Below are 17,401 nucleotides of genomic sequence, written 5' to 3'. Positions count from 1 at the left end.
CTTATGCTTCGATCCGCCCGCGCGTTACGCCGAGCAGCGAAGCCATCGCGTGACGCGCACGCGACGCGTCGCGATCGCGGATCGCTTCGAACACCGCCGTGTGTTCGGCCAGCGACGCATTGAACACATCGGCGCGCTTCGCGTTCAGACGCAACTGCGCCTCGAGCGTGCGTTCGATCAGCGTGCCGAGCGGTATCAGCAGTTCGTTACTGCAAGCGGCCAGCACGCTCAGATGGAATTGCAGATCAGCGCGCACCCATTCGTCGACGTTGCGTGCCGCGACCATCGCCGAATGCGCGGCGTCGAGCGCACCGAAGGTTGCATCGCTGTATGAGCCAGCCGCGAGCGCGGCCGCATACGGCTCGATCATCTCGCGCATTTCCTGCAGCTTGAGCGCAAAGTCCATGGCGGGCGCCACGCGCGAATACCAGTCGAGCACGTCCACATCCAGCAGATTCCACGCGGGCTTCGGACGCACGCGCGTACCCACGCGGGGCCGCGATTCGATCAGCCCTTTCGATGTCAACGTACGCAGCGCCTCACGCAACACGGTGCGGCTGACGCCGAACGTCTCCATCAACTCCGCTTCGCGCGGCAGGATGGATTCGGGCGCGTAATCGCCACGCAGGATGGCGGTGCCGAGCAGATAGGCGACGCGGCCGTGCAGATCTCGCTGAATATCGTGTCTCCCGATGTGATTCGACCGTTGATGGAGGCCGGCGCGTCGTGAGCGAGCGCTAACCGCCCGCGATTATCGGCGATCGCGCCCGTTAAACCCAACCGCTGCCCGCCAAAACCTTTCGCCAAATAATACTATTAATAGTACTTTAAAGCGATTTTGTTGTACGATGTGGCTCCTCAACTGCCGCGCTGCGTGCGTCCAATTAGCGGGACGCGTGCACGTCGCAACTATCAACGGCAATCGGTCTGGCAAGCAAAGGAGACGTCCCCATGAAGATCACCAAAATCGAAACATTCATCGTTCCGCCGCGCTGGTGTTTCGTGAAGATCGAGACCGACGAAGGCATCGTCGGCTGGGGCGAGCCGGTGGTCGAGGGACGCGCGCACACGGTTGCTGCCGCCGTCGACGAACTCTCGGATTACCTGATCGGCAAAGACCCGCGCAATATCGAAGACCATTGGCAGGTCATGTATCGCGCCGGTTTCTATCGCGGCGGCCCGATCTCGATGAGCGCGATCGCCGGTGTCGATCAGGCGCTGTGGGACATCAAGGGCAAATTCCACGGCGTGCCCGTGCACACGCTGCTCGGCGGTCAGGTGCGCGACCGCATCAAGGTGTATTCGTGGATCGGCGGCGACCGCCCGAGCGACGTGGCGAACAACGCGCGTGCCGTGGTCGAACGCGGCTTCAAGGCCGTGAAGATGAACGGCTCGGAAGAGTTGCAGATCATCGACACTTTCGACAAGGTGCAAGGCGTCATCAACAACGTCGCGGCCGTGCGTGAAGCGGTCGGCCCGAACGTCGGCATCGGCGTGGACTTCCACGGCCGCGTGCACAAGCCGATGGCCAAGGTGCTCGCGAAGGAACTCGATCCGTTCAAGCTGATGTTCATCGAAGAACCGGTGCTGTCGGAGAACGTCGAAGCGCTGCGCGATATCGTCAACCAGACCAGCACGCCGATCGCGCTCGGGGAGCGTCTGTACTCGCGCTGGGACTTCAAGCACATTCTGGCAGGCGGCTACGTCGACATCATCCAGCCGGACGCGTCGCACGCGGGCGGTATCACGGAATGCCGCAAGATCGCGTCGATGGCGGAAGCCTACGATGTCGCGCTCGCGCTGCACTGCCCGCTCGGCCCGATCGCGCTGGCGACCTGCCTGCAGATCGACGCCGTCAGCTACAACGCGTTCATCCAGGAACAGAGCCTGGGCATCCACTACAACCAGGGCAACGACCTGCTCGACTACATCAAGAACCCGGAAGTCTTCAAGTACGAAGACGGCTTCGTGTCGATCCCGCAAGGCCCGGGTCTCGGCATCGAAGTGAACGAGGAGAAGGTGCGTGAGATGGCGAAGGTCGGCCACCGCTGGCGCAACCCGGTGTGGCGCCATGCGGACGGCAGCGTCGCCGAGTGGTAAGCAGCCCGGACACGCATACGACGCGATACCGCGAATGAAACGCAAACGCCGCCCTCGGGCGGCGTTTGTCATTTGACAACCGTTATCTCGATCACGATGTGACGGCGACGACGTTACGGCCGCATGCCACGCGCATCGCGTATCAGTAACGTTACACAGTTGGCGCGCGGCGCTTTGCGCGCGCTCCCCGGCTGACTGACCTCAACGCTGAAACCCTTGCCAGACAAGCGTTTCAGCCCGACACACAGGCGCCGGAAGCCACATGGCCCACTCCTTGCTCAATGGTAGGCAAAACAACCATTCCATGCGGGGCTATCATGGGCGAATACCTTCCTGACTATCTGATCCGCGAACAGGCCGCCATCGGCGCGATGGTCGTGTTCGGCGTACTGCGCGTGATCGGCGCAATGCTGGCATTTCAACGCGGCTGGCGCATCTCGCTGGTCGAACAGTGTTTCGTTACTGCAGCAGTAATCTACTGTCTGCCTCAACTGTTCGACCTGCTCACGCACATGACGAGTTCGCACGTCGCTGCGGCCGAACTCGAAGGCAAGGTGGCAGGCTGCGCGATCGGCCTGTTCTTTGCGCCTGTCGTCGGCCACAAGCTGGGTTACGAATGACCGCTTGCCGCCGTCAGCAGGCGCCGTCGCGCTCAGCCGAGCGCCGCGAAACCCGGCACGCTGTGCGAGAGCACGGCGGCCGCGGCGAAGATGCCGAGCATCGCGAGCGCCTCGAGATACAGCAGGTTGGAAAACGTATGCGCATCCATCGTCGAGGCCGTTCGACGCAAACGCGGCAGCGCTGAGAAGCGGTTCAACCCGCCGAGCACCAGCGCCAGCGCGACGAGCGCCAGCTTGAGCACCAGCACGTGACCCCACGTGCTTAACTCGATGGCCGCGAGCGAATTGCCCGACCCGCGCGCGGCGTTGAACACGCCCGACAGCAGCACGAACACGACCGCAACCAGCGACACATTCGACAACTGCGTCGCCGTACGAATCAGCACACCGCGCGCGATCGACGTACCGAGCGCGGGCAGCACCGAAAAGCCAGCCGCGAGCACGAGACCACCCCATACCGATGTCGTCAGCACATGAACCGTGTGCATGCCGATCGCAGCAGACGCCACACCCGCATCGGCAGCATGACCCAGCGACGCCTTGCCGCCCGCAACGGCGATCACGGCCAGCCACAGCAGCGCGTTACGCAACACACTGGTCTGCCGTGCGAACGACACGAGCGCCAGCACCAGCGCGCCCACAAATGCGACACTCCAGCCGAAGCCGACGTGCGTTTGCGACAGCATCGTCGGCACCACGCCGAACGCTTCCGGCAACGGCACGCCTGCCATCTCCGCGGCCTGATACAGCAGCCAGCCGAGATCGGCCAGCACCAGCACGATCGCAGACGCCTGCATCGAGCGCTGCGCCCTCAGCCAGGCGGGGCGCGCGGGCGCGATCTTGGCCTGCGCGTCGTTGGCGAGCCACGCGCCGAGCAACGCCGAACCGATGGCGAACGCAAACGCGATATTCATGAGCGCGGCCATCGCGACCTGCCCGATCCACAATCCGTCGACTCTCATTTGACGTTGAAGGCATAGCTGCCTTTCGTCCGATGCCCGTCTTCGGCAACTGCCGTCCATTGCACCGTGTAGCGTCCCGGCGCGAGCGGCTGCAACGCGAGCTGCATGGTCTTCTTGTCCTGCGCATCGACTTGCGAGGCGACCGATGCAGCCGGCTTGCCAGCGGCATCGACGAGCGCGAGCTTGCTGAACGCCGGTTCGAGCGGCTCGATGAACTGGATCGTCACGGCCGACGGCGCGGCGACTTCCGCATCCGGCGCGGGATCGCGCGAAACGGGTTTGGCGTGAGCAAAAGCATTCGACGCGAGCGCGAGCGACACGCCACACGCCACGAGCCAGCGAAGTGGCGGGCGAAAGGACAAGGAGAAAGTCATAGGCTGGCTTGCAAAGGGAACAGGAGAAAACGCCGGACGGACGGGATAGTACGCTTCGATGGTTCGCGACGCGCTCAGTTCAACGGCGACACGATCGTCGTTGCCGTCGAAGCGAAGCGCCCTACACGAATTCGCTCAAAACTGGAACATCGGGATACAACAAAGCGACAGCGGCCATCCATGCAAAACGCGCAATCTTAAAATAACTGGAAGCGCTACCGCCAGGCCAAGCCGCCATCCAGCGCGTAAAAGGATGGCAGAAGTTGACGGCAAATTGCGTCAACTTGTCGCAATGAGGGTGTCGCCGGGGCGCGTCAGGCGGGATGTTCGTCGCGTGTGGCAAATAGTCACCATTACCAGTCGATGATAGAATGCGGGGTCGCTGCGCACCGTCCGCCGCATTCATCGCGCTGCACACACCGATCCGTTCGAAGTTCGGCCAGGCCCCCGATAATGATGGAGTCACGCGTGTCTTCAAGACGCATTTTCCGCCCGTTGCTCGCCCTGCTGTTGATCGGGTGTGCAGGCGTATCTGGCGCTGCGAAAGCGCAAACCCAGCCCAAAGCTCCGGACACAATGGAAGCGCGCGTGCAAGGCTGCACGGCGTGTCACGGATCGAAAGGCCAGGGCACGGACAACGACTACTTTCCGCGTCTCGCCGGCAAACCTGCCGAGTACCTGTACAACCAGCTATCGAACTTCCGTGAAGGCCGTCGGCGCTATCCGCCGATGAACTACCTCGTCACGTATCTTTCCGACGACTACCTTCACGACATCGCCACGTACTTCTCGCAGCAGCGTCCGCCGTATCCGACGCCGTCGAAGCCGACGGTCGGCGACGCCACGCTCGCAGCGGGCAAGAACCTCGTGCTGAACGGCGATCCGTCGCGGCAGATTCCCGCTTGCGCCGCCTGTCACGGCAAGGTGCTGACGGGCATGGAACCGGCCATTCCCGGCCTGGTGGGTCTGCACATGGACTACATCAGCGCGCAGCTGGGCGCATGGCGTTCGGGTTCGCGCCACGCGATCGAGCCTGACTGCATGCACACGATCGCCACGCGTCTGACGGACGCCGACGTGAACGCAGTCGCCGCGTGGCTGTCGACGCAGCAAGCACCGCAGAATCCGGTGCCGGCACCCGCCAAATCGTTGAAGACTCCGCTTGCCTGCGGCAGCGAACCGCAATAAGGCACCGGGAGAGACAAACAATGAAACGCAAGTCTTTGTTCGCGCTTTCGGCTGTCGTCCTGGTAGCGGCTGCCGCCCTCGTCCCCGTCCTGTGGACGGGTGGTGACTATCTGCATAACGGCACCGCCGTCGCAGCGACGCCGGCAGACCAGGCTGCACTGATCAAGAAGGGCGAGTATCTCGCCCGTGCAGGCGACTGTATCGCATGCCACACGGTCCGCGGCGGGAAGATATTCGCTGGCGGCCTGCCCATGCTGACGCCGTTCGGCACGCTGTTCACGCCGAACATCACCCCCGACGACCAGTACGGTATCGGCAAGTGGTCGCAGGACGACTTCTATCGCGCGATGCATACGGGCCGCTCGAAGGACGGCAGCCTGCTGTACCCGGCCTTCCCGTTCACGAGCTACACGAAGGTTTCACGCGCCGATGCGGACGCGATCTACGCGTATCTGCGCTCGGTTCCTCCCGTCGCCGTGCCGAGCCGTCCGCATGAACTGAAGTTCCCGTTCAACAACCGTAACCTGCTGATCGGCTGGCGCACGCTGTTCTTCCGTGAAGGCGAATACAAGCCCGATCCGACCAAGTCGGTAGAATGGAACCGTGGCGCGTATCTGATCGAAGGTCTTGGCCACTGCGGCATGTGCCACACGTCGATCAACGCGATGGGCGGCCCGGTGAATTCGGCCGCCTTCGCTGGCGGTCTGATCCCGTTGCAGAACTGGTATGCGCCTTCGCTGACGTCAAACAAGGAAGCAGGTCTCGGCGACTGGGAAATCAAGGACATTTCCGATCTGCTGAAGACGGGCGTGTCGCAGCGTGGCGCAGTGTTCGGTCCGATGGCTGAAGTGGTTCACAACAGCCTGCAGTACATGTCGGACGACGACATCCATGCGATGTCGACGTACCTGAAGACGATTCCGCAGAAGGACGAAGCGCCTGAGCATCTGCAGCTGGAAACGTCGCAACAGTTCGGCGGCGAACTGTTGAAGCAAGGTCAGAAGATCTACGCTGACAACTGCGCGAAGTGTCATGCAGAGAACGGTCTCGGCATGCCGCCGTCGTTCCCGCCGCTGGCGAACAACCCGTCGATCCAGATGCCGTCGGCCGTGAACCCGATCCGTATGGTGCTGAACGGCGGTTATCCGCCGAGCACGGGTGGCAATCCGAAGCCGTATGGCATGCCGCCGTTTGCCCAGGCGCTGTCGAATCAGGAGGTGGCGGCAGTGGTGACGTACATCCGTCAGTCGTGGGGCAACCACGGCACGGCTGTGTCGCCGCAACAGGTGTCCGATCTGCGTTCGGCGCCGCTCGATTAAGCGTTGTCTGTAGCCTCAGGGCGCGGCCTGCGATAATCGCGGCCGCGCCCTTCGCTTTTTTCGCGGGGCAATGTGTCAAAGTTGATTGAGGTCGCAGCATCCGGCATATCGGGCGTATAACGTGCTTCCCGTGTGGATAGTCGGATGAGATGGCATCATGCAGGAGGAAGTGAAGTGCATATCGGGGAGCGTTTGAACAGCATCACCCACCTCGTCGGCGCCGTGCTGTCGGTGGCGGGGCTGGCGACGCTCGTGACGATGGGCGCGCTCGACGGCGATGCGTACAAGGTCGTGAGCTTCAGCGTCTACGGCGCGATGCTGTGCGTGCTGTACGGCATCTCGACCATGTATCACAGCGTACGTCAGCCGCGTCTGAAGGCAATTTTGCAGAAGTGCGATCATTCTGCGATTTATCTGCTGATCGCGGGCAGCTATACGCCGTTCACACTGGTCACGCTGCGTGGCCCATGGGGATGGTCGCTATTCGGCGTGAGCTGGGGTCTGGCCGCGCTGGGAATCGTGCAGGAACTGACGCTCGGGCGACGCACCCGCAGCGTTTCGATGGTGCTGTATGTGCTGATGGGATGGCTCGCGCTCGTTGCCGTCCGCCCGCTGGTCACTGCGTTGCCGGCCGCGGGCACTGCCTGGCTGCTGGCAGGCGGGTTGATCTACAGCGCCGGCATCTATTTCTTCATCAACGACGAGCGCATCCGGCACGGACATGGCATCTGGCACCTGTTCGTACTCGCCGGCAGTCTGTGTCAGTTCGTCAGCGTCGCGCGCTATGTCGCATGACGCGTGTGACGGCGGATGCAACTTAATGCCAGTCGACGTGTCTGCATAGCTCGTCGAGCAATTCGGCACGCATCGCGCGTGCCGCCGATTTCTCCGTGAACGGTGAGTGTCGGGCGAGCGATCCTTTCGATCGCCCGGGAGCGCGCCTGAAAAGGCCGCGTTCGACACCGTTTGCACAATTGCATTGCAAAGAGTTTTTATGTCTTTTGATTCCCTCGGCTTGTCCGAACCGCTGGTCCGCGCAGTCAACGAACTCGGCTACACGTCGCCGACTCCGATCCAGCAGCAAGCCATTCCCGCTGTCCTGAACGGCGGCGACCTGCTGGCCGGTGCACAGACAGGCACCGGCAAGACGGCCGGCTTCACGCTGCCCATCCTGCAGCGTCTGCTGGCAATGCCGCCCGCGCCCGGCGGCAAGCGCGTGATTCGCGCACTGATCCTCACGCCGACGCGCGAACTCGCCGCTCAGGTCGAGGAAAGCGTGCGCGCGTATGGCAAGTATCTGAAGCTGAAGTCGACCGTGATGTTCGGCGGCGTCGGCATCAATCCGCAGATCGATGCGTTGCGTCGTGGTGTCGATATTGTCGTTGCGACGCCTGGCCGTCTGCTCGATCACATGCAGCAGAAGACCATCGATCTGTCGCATCTCGAGATTCTCGTGCTCGACGAAGCCGACCGCATGCTCGACATGGGCTTCATCCACGACATCAAGCGAGTGCTCGCCAAGCTGCCGCCGAAGCGCCAGAACCTGCTGTTCTCGGCCACCTTCTCGGATGAAATCAAGGCGCTGGCCGACGGCCTGCTCGATTCGCCCGCGCTGATCGAAGTCGCGCGCCGCAACACGACGGCTGAAACCGTCGCACAGAAGATTCACCCGGTCGACCGCGACCGCAAGCGCGAGATGCTTACGCATCTGATCAAGCAGCACAACTGGTTTCAGGTGCTCGTGTTCACGCGCACGAAGCACGGCGCGAACCGCCTCGCCGAACAGCTGACGAAGGATGGCATCAGCGCGCTAGCGATTCACGGCAACAAGAGCCAGTCGGCCCGCACACGTGCGCTCGCCGAGTTCAAGAACAACACGCTGCAGGTGCTGGTCGCGACGGATATCGCCGCGCGCGGTATCGACATCGATCAGCTGCCGCACGTCGTCAACTTCGATCTGCCGAACGTGCCGGAAGACTACGTGCACCGTATCGGCCGTACGGGCCGGGCAGGTGCGACGGGCGAAGCGGTGTCGCTGGTGTGCGTCGATGAACTGCAACTGCTGAAGGACATCGAGAAGCTGATCAAGCGCGCGGTGCCGCAGGAAGTGATTCCGGGCTTCGAGCCGGATCCGAATGCACGCCCCGAGCCGATCCAGCGCCGCAGCCAGGGCGGTGGCGGCGGACGTCAGCCTCGCCAGGGTCAAGGTCAGGGACAAGGCCAGCGACAGGCTCAAGGTCAGCGTCAGGGCCAGCCGAAGCGCGAAGGCTCGGCAGGTTCGAGCAACGGCGCGAACAACGGTGGCGCGCGCAACGGCCAGCGCGCAGCGGGCGATAAACCGAAGCAGCAAGCTAAACCGCAAGGCGTGAAGCCCGCGCAAAATCGCAGCGAAGGCGCGCGTCATCAGGACAAGCCACGTGCCGTCGCGCATGAAGGCAGCACGCATGCGCCGCACGCACCGCGCAACAAGCCGCGTAATGGCAATCCGGGTGCACTGCTCGGCGGCGGCAAGTCGCGCAGCGATGCGCCGCGTGGCGGTCAGCGCGGCAACTGACGCGCTTCACGGGCACCGGCTTCAATGCGGGCGCCCGTAGCGCCGCTATCTGCCAGCCGCCGCACCGCGGGCGGCTTTCTTCAGGTGTTCGACCTGCTGTGTCCAGCGTTCGAGCACCGCCTCTCTCCCCTCTCCCAGATCGAACGTGATGCCTGCCGTCAGGCGTGCATAGCGCACGCGCTGCGCCTCGCCTGATTCGATCGATCCCGCGAAGCACGCAAGCCCTGCCGAATCCGCGCTCAAAGGCGCAAGCGCGAGCTGCACCTGATAAAACGCGTCATCGAACACAAAGGTCAGCGCCGCGCGTCCGCTGCGAGCAATGGCACGCGCCGCGCGAGACTGCGGCCATAGCGCAATGCAAAGCGTGCGCGAATCAGGCGCATAGAGTTCACCGATACCGAGCAGCGATGTACGCAAATGCGCGCCACTTTGGTCGGCAGTCAGAAGCGAAGCAGTGAAACCGACCTTCGATGCCAGAGCCGATCCATCGAACAGCGCACGCAATTCGACCGGCCATTCGTCGAATACCTGTTGATCGAGCGCGCGGTTCAGATCAGCGGAATCGGTCACGTATAGCCTCAACGGAAGAACACATGCTGCGTGATCTTCGCAAGCGGATAGTGCACGCCCGGCTGAATCCTTGCGGGCAGATCGAGCGGCTTGAGCAGCATCTTCACGCACATGTCGGCGGACAGATTGTGTCGCACGAGCTTGTTCACACGCGCCGCCTTGTCGCGGTTGTACGCGGGATCATTCACGCGCTCGGGATAGCGGATCGCAAACACATGACGCAACGCGATCTCCGAGTCTTCGTTCTTGATCTCCATCACGCGCCGCATCAGTGCGCCGAGCACGGCAAGCCGTCCATTGCCTTCGATCTTGTTGTACTTTTTGAAGAACTTGAAAAAGTGCTTGTAGTGACGGACTTCGTCGGTGCGGATGTTGTCGGTGATTTCCTTCAGCACGGGTTCGTCCGAACACACACCGATCGCGCGATACAGCGTGGCCGTGCCCGTCTCGACAACGCAGCGCGCAACCATCTCCAGCGCACGCGTCTTCTCGAAGTCTTCCATATTGCAGGTCTTCGAATACTCTTCGAAGAAATTGCGGAACGCCGTGTCCCAGTCGAACTCCGGCCACACGTGCGCGATATAGGCCTTCAACGCGCGGCCGTGCTGCATTTCTTCGGGCTCCCATTCATTGTTGAGCCACGCCGACACTTCGGGATCGCCGTTGAAGAATCTGCTGAGATTACTCGTGTAAAGATCAGTACCGCTTTCGATAAACGAAGACGCGCACAGCAACAGCAGCAGATCTTCGTTAGCGACCGCGCGTTGACGATCGATCCGATTGAGGTCGATATCCTCGATGCGCCAGGGCATCACGTGGCCAGCCGGATTGTGCATAAAAGTTCGCTCCGAAAACCGCAGCGCCTCGTGCGCGGGCTGAACCGCATTGATCCCGGTTCGACCGCCGCCCGTGACAACTACAGTGCCTTGCAACATTGAATTTTTATCTTCATCTTAGCCGTTGCTCTGCAAATTCGCAGATAACACAGCACAGACCATGCCGGTTCGGCGCAGTTCCGCTCGAACGTTGATTGATCGTGCGAATGCAAAATCGTCATGCTTCCGACGATTCGAACACGTTGCTGAGACCCGAATCGCACGAGAAAGACGCATGACGTACGCGTCTTACGAAGCCTTTCGCGACATGTCAGACTGGTCAGAAAAATCCGTAGCCGAGGGGCCGCGCCGACGAACACAACGAAGGTCTTACAATACCGCCAAGCCAACCTTCGCCCGCTGGTGCGGCGCTCACAAAAATCATCATGACACGAGACCCCCGCCTCACGCTTAACGCACGTCAACAGGAACTGCTGGAGTGGGTGCAACGCGACGGCTTTGTCACGGTCGACGATCTGGCCGCGCATTTCGATGTGACGCCGCAGACGATCCGCCGCGACGTCAACTGGCTCGCCGACATGAATCTGCTGCGCCGCTATCACGGCGGCGCGAGTCTGCCGACCAGTTCCGAGAACGTTTCATACAGCGCGCGGCAGCGCATGTTCCATGACGAGAAGCGGCGCATCGCGGCGCTCGTCGCCACGCACATTCCCGATCAGGCTTCCCTCTTCATCAACCTCGGCACGACGACGGAAGAAGTCGCACGCGCGCTGAACCGCCATCGCGGGCTGCGCGTGATCACGAACAACCTGAATGTGGCCAGCATGATGAGCGGCTATCCCGATTGCGAGGTGCTGGTGACGGGCGGGATCGTGCGTCCGTGGGACAAGGGCATCGTCGGCGAACTGGCGATCGATTTCATCCGTCAGTTCATAGTGGATTTCGCGATCATCGCCACGTCGAGCATCGAAACCGACGGCACGCTGCGCGACTTCGATACACGCGAGGTGCGCGTGGCGGAGGCGATCATCGAACATTCGCGCACCGTGTTTCTCGCCGCCGACCATTCGAAGTTCGGCCGCCCGGCGCTCGTACGGCAGGGACATCTAAACCAGATCGACTCGCTTTTCACCGACGCCGCGCCGCCGCCCGATATGACTGAACCGCTGACGAACGCCGGGACGCAGGTTTATATCGCCGAGTGATCGTCGGGTGGATGGGTTGCGATCCCGTCGCAACCTGCCTGCAATCTTGCCAACATCCTGGCGAATCACGCCGACCGCGCCGCCCGCCTCTTTCCGCCATGCTGCAGCGCACGCAAAACCTCCAGTGAAATCAAGGATTTGCGGCGGCAACCAGACCGCCGCTCGCGCGCAACGCTGTCAACGGGAAAATTTACTGGGGCCGATTTGGACTTCCGGCCGCCGTTGACTACACTCCAGTTCCCCAACGTCCTTAAACGTTTCCGGACTGAGCGGCATGCGCTGGACGTGGGGTGAAGAAAGCAAAACTTCAGGCCTGATCCGTGGGTTCGCCGCCCGCCGGATCCTCCGCCTGCCGGCAGGGCCGTCGGCTGGAGCAATGGCTACCCGAGTAAGCTTGACCCGGAGAGAAACGATGCTGAGTCCGCATGAATTCGCCACGGTGTTGCTCGTCAAGGACGCCCCTAACCAGGTCGATATGGAACGCGAAGAGCTCGATGCCCTGCTTGAACGGCAGCTGGTCGAGCTCGAAAGACTCGCTTCGGGCTTGCAACAATGGCGCATCACGGAATCGGGCGATACGGCTCTCCGCGCGATCAAGCGCTTTTCCTGACGGCTATCGAGCGCTATACGCCTATATGCGTTTTTGAGTCGGTCAGATCCCTGCGGTCGCGGGCGTGTTCGCAACGGACACGCAAGCATGCGGACGCCTGGACGGTCACGCGGCTATGCCCGCCTGGCCGTCTTTATGTTTTCAGCGCCCTCATCAGCTTGACCGGTTGGCCAGCGCGAGCGCTCAGCCGTCGCGCAAGGTCGGATCGACGGCTGCGCGCCAGCTCAACGCCTTCACGCGCTGCGCGTTGAAGAACGCCACCCACTGATTGCGCACCTGCGGATCGCTGCTCGCGCCCTGCGCCGTGTAGCGCTGCGCGAGCGCCGTCTGGAACGCGCAGTAATCCGCCTTCGACAACCCGCCGCGCCTGTTCGCCACGTAAGCGTCGAACATCGTCACGTAGACGGATTGCGCGTCGCTGCCGTAATCGGCGGGCTGGCTGCCGCACATCGCCTGCAGATCCGCGAACGACGGCGCGCCCATCGTGCCGCTCAGGCTCGGCGTGCTGACGCATCCCGTCAACGCCGCCGCAATGGACAGCGCCGCAGCGCCCGTCATCCAGATTCCACGCATGAAATTCACCTCGTATCGCCGCGATTGGGCTCGTTGGCGAAAGTATCGGCCCAGCGCGGCTTTCGTGCTACCGCGCTTGCGCGTATCGAGTAACACATCAATTTGCGCGCCCATTCACACACCAATACGCGCATCCATTCGGGGCAAGTCGAACTTTACTTTTTCGAATATGTTCATTAAAGATTCGAAAACGAACATATCGAACTGATATCAACCCCTGTTTTTTCTCCCTCAAGGGCATTTCGGGTGACGCAAGACTCCATTTACGACCTGCTCGTCGTCGGCGGCGGGATCAACGGCGCGGGCATCGCGCGCGATGCAGCGGGCCGCGGCCTGTCGGTGCTCCTGTGCGAACAGGACGCTCTGGCCGCGCATACGTCGTCGGCCAGCACCAAGCTGATTCACGGCGGCCTGCGCTATCTGGAGTACCGCGAGTTCGGACTCGTGCGCAAGGCGCTGCAGGAGCGTGAGACGCTCCTGCGCGCCGCGCCGCACATCATGTGGCCGCTGCGCTTCGTCATGCCGCATATGCCCGATCTGCGGCCCGCGTGGCTGATTCGCGCCGGCCTCTTTCTCTACGATCATCTCGCGCGGCGCGAACTGCTGCCCGGTTCGCGCGGCATCGACATGCGCAAGCACGCGGCCGGCAAACCGCTGATCGATTCGATCAAACGCGGCTTCGTCTATTCGGATGGCTGGGTCGACGACGCGCGCCTTGTCGTGCTGAATGCGCTCGATGCACAAGAGCGCGGCGCGACCATCCTGACGCGCACGAAGCTGGTCGGCGCAACGCGCGTGAATGGCGAATGGCACGCGCAACTCCTGCGCGCAGATGGCTCGACGCTGACCGTGCGCGCACGCGCGATTGCGAACGCCGCGGGCCCGTGGGTCGGTGAACTGCTGCGCGGCCCGCTGGCGCGCGAGGCAAACTACAGCGTTCGGCTCGTGAAGGGCAGCCATATCGTCGTGCGCAAGCTGTTCGATCACGATCACGCGTACATTTTCCAGAACCCGGACAAGCGCATCATCTTCGCGATTCCGTATGAGCGCGATTTCACGCTGATCGGCACGACGGACCTCGAATACAAGGGCGATCCCGCCAAGGTCGCCATCGAAGGATCGGAGACGCAGTATCTGTGCGACTCGATCAACCGCTATTTCAAGCAGCACATCGCGCCGCGCGACGTCTACTGGACGTATTCCGGCGTGCGTCCGCTGCTCGAAGACGAGAACGCGGACAACCCGTCCGCCGTCACGCGCGATTACAAGCTCGAACTCGATGCACCGGCTGGCGAAGCGCCGTTGCTGTCGGTATTCGGCGGCAAGATCACGACCTTCCGCAAGCTCGCTGAAGAAGCCGTCGACGATCTCACGCGCGCATTGCAGCACGACAAGCCGACGTGGACGGCAGGTGCGCCCCTGCCTGGCGGCGACATCGCGCACGCGGATTTCGAACGTTTCGCCGCACAGTTCGCGCAGCAGCATGCATGGCTTCCCGCCGCGCTTGCGCGCCGCTATGCGCGGGCTTACGGCACGCGGGCCGAACGCATGATCGGCGCGGCCCGTTCGCTCGCCGATCTGGGTCAGCCCTTCGCGCCCGGCCTGTACGAAGCGGAACTGCACTATCTGCGCGACACCGAATGGGCGACCACCGCGCAAGACGTGCTGTGGCGCCGCTCGAAACTCGGCTTGCATGTCGAGCCGGGCACGCTCGACAGCGTCACGCGCGAGATCGATGCGTGGTTCGCGCGCGTGAGCGCGAAGCAGCACGCCTGAGCGTCGGCGGCAGTCACTCAGGCGAAAGCCAATGCTGCTTCACGCGCGGCGATTCCGCCGCGCCGCCGCGCATGCAACAATCCGCGCAGGCATTTCATTTTCGCGTGACCCGAGCGCGCCGCCGCGCCGGTCCGACAAAAACGCATGGAGAAGAGACGATGCAGGATCAGTACATCCTGGCGCTAGACCAGGGCACCACCAGTTCGCGCGCGATGCTGTTCGATCGCAAGGGCAACGTCGTCTCCGTCGCGCAGAAAGAGTTTCAGCAGATCTATCCGCATCCGGGCTGGGTCGAGCACGATCCGCAGGAAATCTGGGCGACCCAGGCGGGCGTTGCCGCCGAAGCCGTCACGCACGCCGGCCTGAACGGCACGTCGATTGCCGCGATCGGCATTACGAACCAGCGCGAAACGACCATCGTCTGGGACCGCGAAACGGGTCATCCCATCTATAACGCGATCGTCTGGCAGGACCGCCGCACGGCCGATTTCTGCGATCAGTTGAAGGCACAAGGTCTCGAAGAAAAGGTTCGCGCGAAAACCGGCCTGCCGATCGATTCATACTTCTCGGCAACCAAGATCCGCTGGATTCTCGACAACGTCGAAGGCGCGCGTGAAAAGGCGCGCCAGGGCAAGCTCGCGTTCGGCACAGTCGATAGCTGGCTCGTGTGGAATTTCACCAAGCATGAATTGCACATCACCGACGTGACCAATGCGTCGCGCACGATGCTCTTCAATATCCACACGCTGCAATGGGACGACGAACTGCTCGATGCACTCGACATTCCGCGCAGCATGTTGCCCGAAGTACGTCCTTCGTCGGAGGTGTACGGGCCGACCAAAACCACCGTGTTCGCGTCGAAGATTCCGCTCGCGGGTATCGCGGGCGATCAGCACGCGGCGCTGTTCGGCCAGATGTGCACGCGCTCGGGCATGGTGAAGAACACGTATGGCACGGGCTGCTTCCTCGTGATGAATACGGGCACGAAGCCGATCGAATCGAAGAACAATCTGGTCACGACGATCGCCTGGCAGATCGGCGATCAGGTCAATTACGCGCTCGAAGGCAGCATCTTCATTGCGGGTGCCGTGGTGCAATGGCTGCGTGACGGGCTGGGCATCATTCGCAGCGCGTCGGAGATCGAAGCGCTGGCGCGCGGCGTCGAACATTGCGACGGCGTGTATCTCGTGCCGGCGTTTGCGGGCCTCGGCGCGCCGCACTGGAACGCGCGTGCGCGCGGCACGCTGTTCGGTGTCACGCGCGGCACGACGTCGGCGCACATTGCGCGGGCGGCGCTCGATTCGATCGCGTATCAATCCGTCGACGTGTTGAAGGCGATGGAAGCAGATTCGGGCATTCATATCGACGAACTGCGCGTCGATGGCGGCGCGTGTGCAAACAATCTGCTGATGCAGTTTCAGGCCGACATTCTCGGCGTCGATGCCGTGCGTCCGCGGGTCAGCGAAACCACGGCGCTGGGTGCCGCCTATCTCGCGGGACTGGCGACGGGTTACTGGAAGGACATCGACGAATTGCAGAGCCAGTGGAAGCTCGAACATCGCTTCTCACCGTCGATGCCTGCCGATCAGACGAAGGCCTGTCTCGACGGCTGGCAGCGCGCGATCCGCGCGGCAAAGGCGTGGGCTGACGCGCCGTGATCCGACGGGCGCGCCTCACGCGCGCTGCGTCGCGCGTGCCCAATCCGGCGCGCTGCATTGCAAAGCACGTATGATGTCGCTTTCAGTTCGCTGTACGGCTCGCCGCGATGCTTGTGCATTGCGCGTTGCGGGCCGGGCTCTCGTACCGTTTTCCGCATGATCGACCATCTCATTTGCGACTGCGACGGCGTGCTCGTCGACAGTGAAGTCATTGCCGACCGCGTGATGCACGACACGCTCGCGGCCACTTTCCCGAAGCTGGATTTTCACGAGATCTGCAAGACTGCATTTGGTCAGCAGACTTCGCGATTTCTGGAGAGCGTCGAGGCGACCTTCGACATCCAGTTGCCCGCTGATTTTCTGCAGACTGTCGAAGCGAATGTGGAAGCCGAGCTGGCTTCGTCACTGTCGGCGATCAGCGGTGTGCGCGATGCGTTGCAGCGCGTGACGTTGCCTGCAGCGGTCGTGTCGAATAGCCGGATGACTCGGGTGAGTGCGTCCGTGCGGCGCGCGGGGCTGGCCGAGATTTTTGGCTCACGGGTGTTCAGTGCCGAGCAGGTGGCCCGGCCGAAGCCTTATCCCGATGTGTATCTGTTTGCTGCGCAGCAGCTTGGGGTTGAGCCTTCTCGCTGTGTTGTTGTGGAGGACAGCGTTGCTGGGCTCAATGCCGCTCGCGCGGCGGGCATGATGACGATCGCTTTTGTTGGGGCGAGTCATATTCCTGATGGATACGCCGATGTGCTGCGGAATATGGGGATCACGCGGATCATGCAGCATATGGATGAGTTGCCGGCACTTGTCGAGGCTGGGGTGCGGGGTGAGTTTGGGGATGTGCAGTCGTAGGTGGGGGTTGTTTTGTCTGCGACGCTTTTGGTGGTTCGCTTTTTTTTTCGCTGGCGTCCGCGTGATGCGTTCGGTTTGCTAGCGTTGCCCCTGTGCGGGGCGGCACCTACTTTTCTTTGCCGCCGCAAAGAAAAGTAGGCAAAAGAAAGCGGGCTAACACCGCCCACTCCGGTCATTGCCTGCGGGCCCCCAACGGGTCCTATCCTTCACACG

General features: G+C 62.4%; 17 protein-coding genes. 11 read left to right on the top strand and 6 right to left on the bottom strand.

All coding sequences use genetic code 11. From position 1 onward, the window contains the following. Position 1: 1 nt before the first annotated feature. The gene (locus DK391_RS15010; RefSeq protein ID WP_204117368.1) at positions 2–679 is read right to left on the bottom strand and encodes a FadR/GntR family transcriptional regulator; all 678 of its coding nucleotides are present in this window, start codon (positions 677–679) and stop codon (positions 2–4) included. Between the two features lie 272 nt (positions 680–951). Between DK391_RS15010 and dgoD the strand changes: the two genes are divergently transcribed. Both dgoD and DK391_RS15000 read left to right on the top strand, forming a co-directional pair. After that, on the top strand, positions 952–2,100 hold the full coding sequence (gene dgoD / locus DK391_RS15005) for a galactonate dehydratase (protein WP_109478759.1): 1,149 nt from the start codon (positions 952–954) through the stop codon (positions 2,098–2,100). 317 nt (positions 2,101–2,417) lie between these two features. Further along, on the top strand, positions 2,418–2,720 hold the full coding sequence (locus DK391_RS15000; RefSeq protein WP_109478758.1) for a hypothetical protein: 303 nt from the start codon (positions 2,418–2,420) through the stop codon (positions 2,718–2,720). 32 nt (positions 2,721–2,752) lie between these two features. Here the strand turns inward: DK391_RS15000 and DK391_RS14995 are convergent, their stop codons facing one another. Further along, the gene (locus DK391_RS14995; RefSeq protein WP_109478757.1) at positions 2,753–3,682 is read right to left on the bottom strand and encodes a CopD family protein; all 930 of its coding nucleotides are present in this window, start codon (positions 3,680–3,682) and stop codon (positions 2,753–2,755) included. Further along, on the bottom strand, positions 3,679–4,056 hold the full coding sequence (copC, locus tag DK391_RS14990; RefSeq protein ID WP_109478756.1) for a copper homeostasis periplasmic binding protein CopC: 378 nt from the start codon (positions 4,054–4,056) through the stop codon (positions 3,679–3,681). Before copC ends, DK391_RS14995 begins: the two co-directional genes overlap by 4 nt. 456 nt (positions 4,057–4,512) lie before the next feature. On the opposite strand from copC, the gene DK391_RS14985 reads away from it, so the two are divergent. The 4 genes from DK391_RS14985 (at position 4,513) to DK391_RS14970 (ending at position 9,117) form a co-directional block, all read left to right on the top strand. Beyond that, positions 4,513–5,244, top strand: a complete 732-nt coding sequence (locus DK391_RS14985) for a c-type cytochrome (RefSeq protein ID WP_109478828.1) — start codon at positions 4,513–4,515, stop codon at positions 5,242–5,244. A 20-nt stretch (positions 5,245–5,264) separates the two neighbouring features. Next, positions 5,265–6,563, top strand: a complete 1,299-nt coding sequence (locus DK391_RS14980) for a cytochrome c (protein ID WP_109478755.1) — start codon at positions 5,265–5,267, stop codon at positions 6,561–6,563. Between the two features lie 174 nt (positions 6,564–6,737). Then, positions 6,738–7,358, top strand: coding sequence for a hemolysin III family protein (locus DK391_RS14975; protein WP_109478754.1), 621 nt, complete (start codon positions 6,738–6,740; stop codon positions 7,356–7,358). A gap of 199 nt (positions 7,359–7,557) precedes the next feature. After that, positions 7,558–9,117 carry a DEAD/DEAH box helicase gene (locus DK391_RS14970; RefSeq protein WP_109478753.1) on the top strand — a complete coding sequence of 520 codons (1,560 nt, stop codon included), beginning with the start codon at positions 7,558–7,560 and terminating at the stop codon, positions 9,115–9,117. A gap of 45 nt (positions 9,118–9,162) precedes the next feature. On the opposite strand, the gene DK391_RS14965 is transcribed toward DK391_RS14970, so the two are convergent. Then, positions 9,163–9,687, bottom strand: coding sequence for a hypothetical protein (locus DK391_RS14965; protein WP_109478752.1), 525 nt, complete (start codon positions 9,685–9,687; stop codon positions 9,163–9,165). Positions 9,688–9,695: 8 nt separating this feature from the next. Next, a complete protein-coding gene (locus tag DK391_RS14960) occupies positions 9,696–10,499 on the bottom strand; it encodes a ferritin-like domain-containing protein (protein ID WP_204117367.1) in 804 nt (267 codons plus the stop codon). A 449-nt stretch (positions 10,500–10,948) separates the two neighbouring features. Here DK391_RS14960 and DK391_RS14955 point away from each other — a divergent pair, with 449 nt between their 5' ends. Next, entirely contained in the window at positions 10,949–11,728 is a 780-nt protein-coding gene (locus DK391_RS14955) for a DeoR/GlpR family DNA-binding transcription regulator (RefSeq protein WP_109478750.1), read from the top strand. A gap of 412 nt (positions 11,729–12,140) precedes the next feature. Beyond that, entirely contained in the window at positions 12,141–12,338 is a 198-nt protein-coding gene (locus DK391_RS14950; RefSeq protein ID WP_109478749.1) for a hypothetical protein, read from the top strand. Between the two features lie 183 nt (positions 12,339–12,521). Here DK391_RS14950 and DK391_RS14945 read toward each other — a convergent pair whose 3' ends face one another. After that, the gene (locus DK391_RS14945) at positions 12,522–12,911 is read right to left on the bottom strand and encodes a hypothetical protein (RefSeq protein WP_109478827.1); all 390 of its coding nucleotides are present in this window, start codon (positions 12,909–12,911) and stop codon (positions 12,522–12,524) included. A gap of 246 nt (positions 12,912–13,157) precedes the next feature. Between DK391_RS14945 and glpD the strand changes: the two genes are divergently transcribed. From glpD to DK391_RS14930, 3 genes are all read left to right on the top strand, one after another. Continuing rightward, complete coding sequence (gene glpD, locus DK391_RS14940; RefSeq protein ID WP_109478748.1) at positions 13,158–14,687, top strand: glycerol-3-phosphate dehydrogenase; 1,530 nt, start codon at positions 13,158–13,160, stop codon at positions 14,685–14,687. Positions 14,688–14,845: 158 nt separating this feature from the next. Further along, complete coding sequence (gene glpK / locus DK391_RS14935) at positions 14,846–16,345, top strand: glycerol kinase GlpK (protein WP_109478826.1); 1,500 nt, start codon at positions 14,846–14,848, stop codon at positions 16,343–16,345. A 156-nt stretch (positions 16,346–16,501) separates the two neighbouring features. Then, positions 16,502–17,188, top strand: a complete 687-nt coding sequence (locus DK391_RS14930) for an HAD family hydrolase (RefSeq protein ID WP_109478747.1) — start codon at positions 16,502–16,504, stop codon at positions 17,186–17,188. Positions 17,189–17,401: the final 213 nt, after the last annotated feature.

It is taken from the genome of Paraburkholderia sp. C35, from assembly GCF_003121405.1.
Taxonomy (GTDB): domain Bacteria; phylum Pseudomonadota; class Gammaproteobacteria; order Burkholderiales; family Burkholderiaceae; genus Paraburkholderia.
Note: the sequence above shows the minus strand (reverse complement) of the source record. Positions and strands in the feature narration are given on the sequence as shown.

Coding starts and splice junctions, on each gene's coding strand:
- dgoD (WP_109478759.1), top strand. CDS start 952: ATGAAGATCACCAAAATCGAAACATTCATCGTTCCGCCGCGCTGGTGT.
- DK391_RS15000 (WP_109478758.1), top strand. CDS start 2,418: ATGGGCGAATACCTTCCTGACTATCTGATCCGCGAACAGGCCGCCATC.
- DK391_RS14995 (WP_109478757.1), bottom strand. CDS start 3,682: ATGAGAGTCGACGGATTGTGGATCGGGCAGGTCGCGATGGCCGCGCTC.
- copC (WP_109478756.1), bottom strand. CDS start 4,056: ATGACTTTCTCCTTGTCCTTTCGCCCGCCACTTCGCTGGCTCGTGGCG.
- DK391_RS14985 (WP_109478828.1), top strand. CDS start 4,513: ATGGAGTCACGCGTGTCTTCAAGACGCATTTTCCGCCCGTTGCTCGCC.
- DK391_RS14980 (WP_109478755.1), top strand. CDS start 5,265: ATGAAACGCAAGTCTTTGTTCGCGCTTTCGGCTGTCGTCCTGGTAGCG.
- DK391_RS14970 (WP_109478753.1), top strand. CDS start 7,558: ATGTCTTTTGATTCCCTCGGCTTGTCCGAACCGCTGGTCCGCGCAGTC.
- DK391_RS14960 (WP_204117367.1), bottom strand. CDS start 10,499: ATGCCCTGGCGCATCGAGGATATCGACCTCAATCGGATCGATCGTCAA.
- DK391_RS14955 (WP_109478750.1), top strand. CDS start 10,949: ATGACACGAGACCCCCGCCTCACGCTTAACGCACGTCAACAGGAACTG.
- DK391_RS14950 (WP_109478749.1), top strand. CDS start 12,141: ATGCTGAGTCCGCATGAATTCGCCACGGTGTTGCTCGTCAAGGACGCC.
- DK391_RS14945 (WP_109478827.1), bottom strand. CDS start 12,911: ATGCGTGGAATCTGGATGACGGGCGCTGCGGCGCTGTCCATTGCGGCG.
- glpK (WP_109478826.1), top strand. CDS start 14,846: ATGCAGGATCAGTACATCCTGGCGCTAGACCAGGGCACCACCAGTTCG.
- DK391_RS14930 (WP_109478747.1), top strand. CDS start 16,502: ATGATCGACCATCTCATTTGCGACTGCGACGGCGTGCTCGTCGACAGT.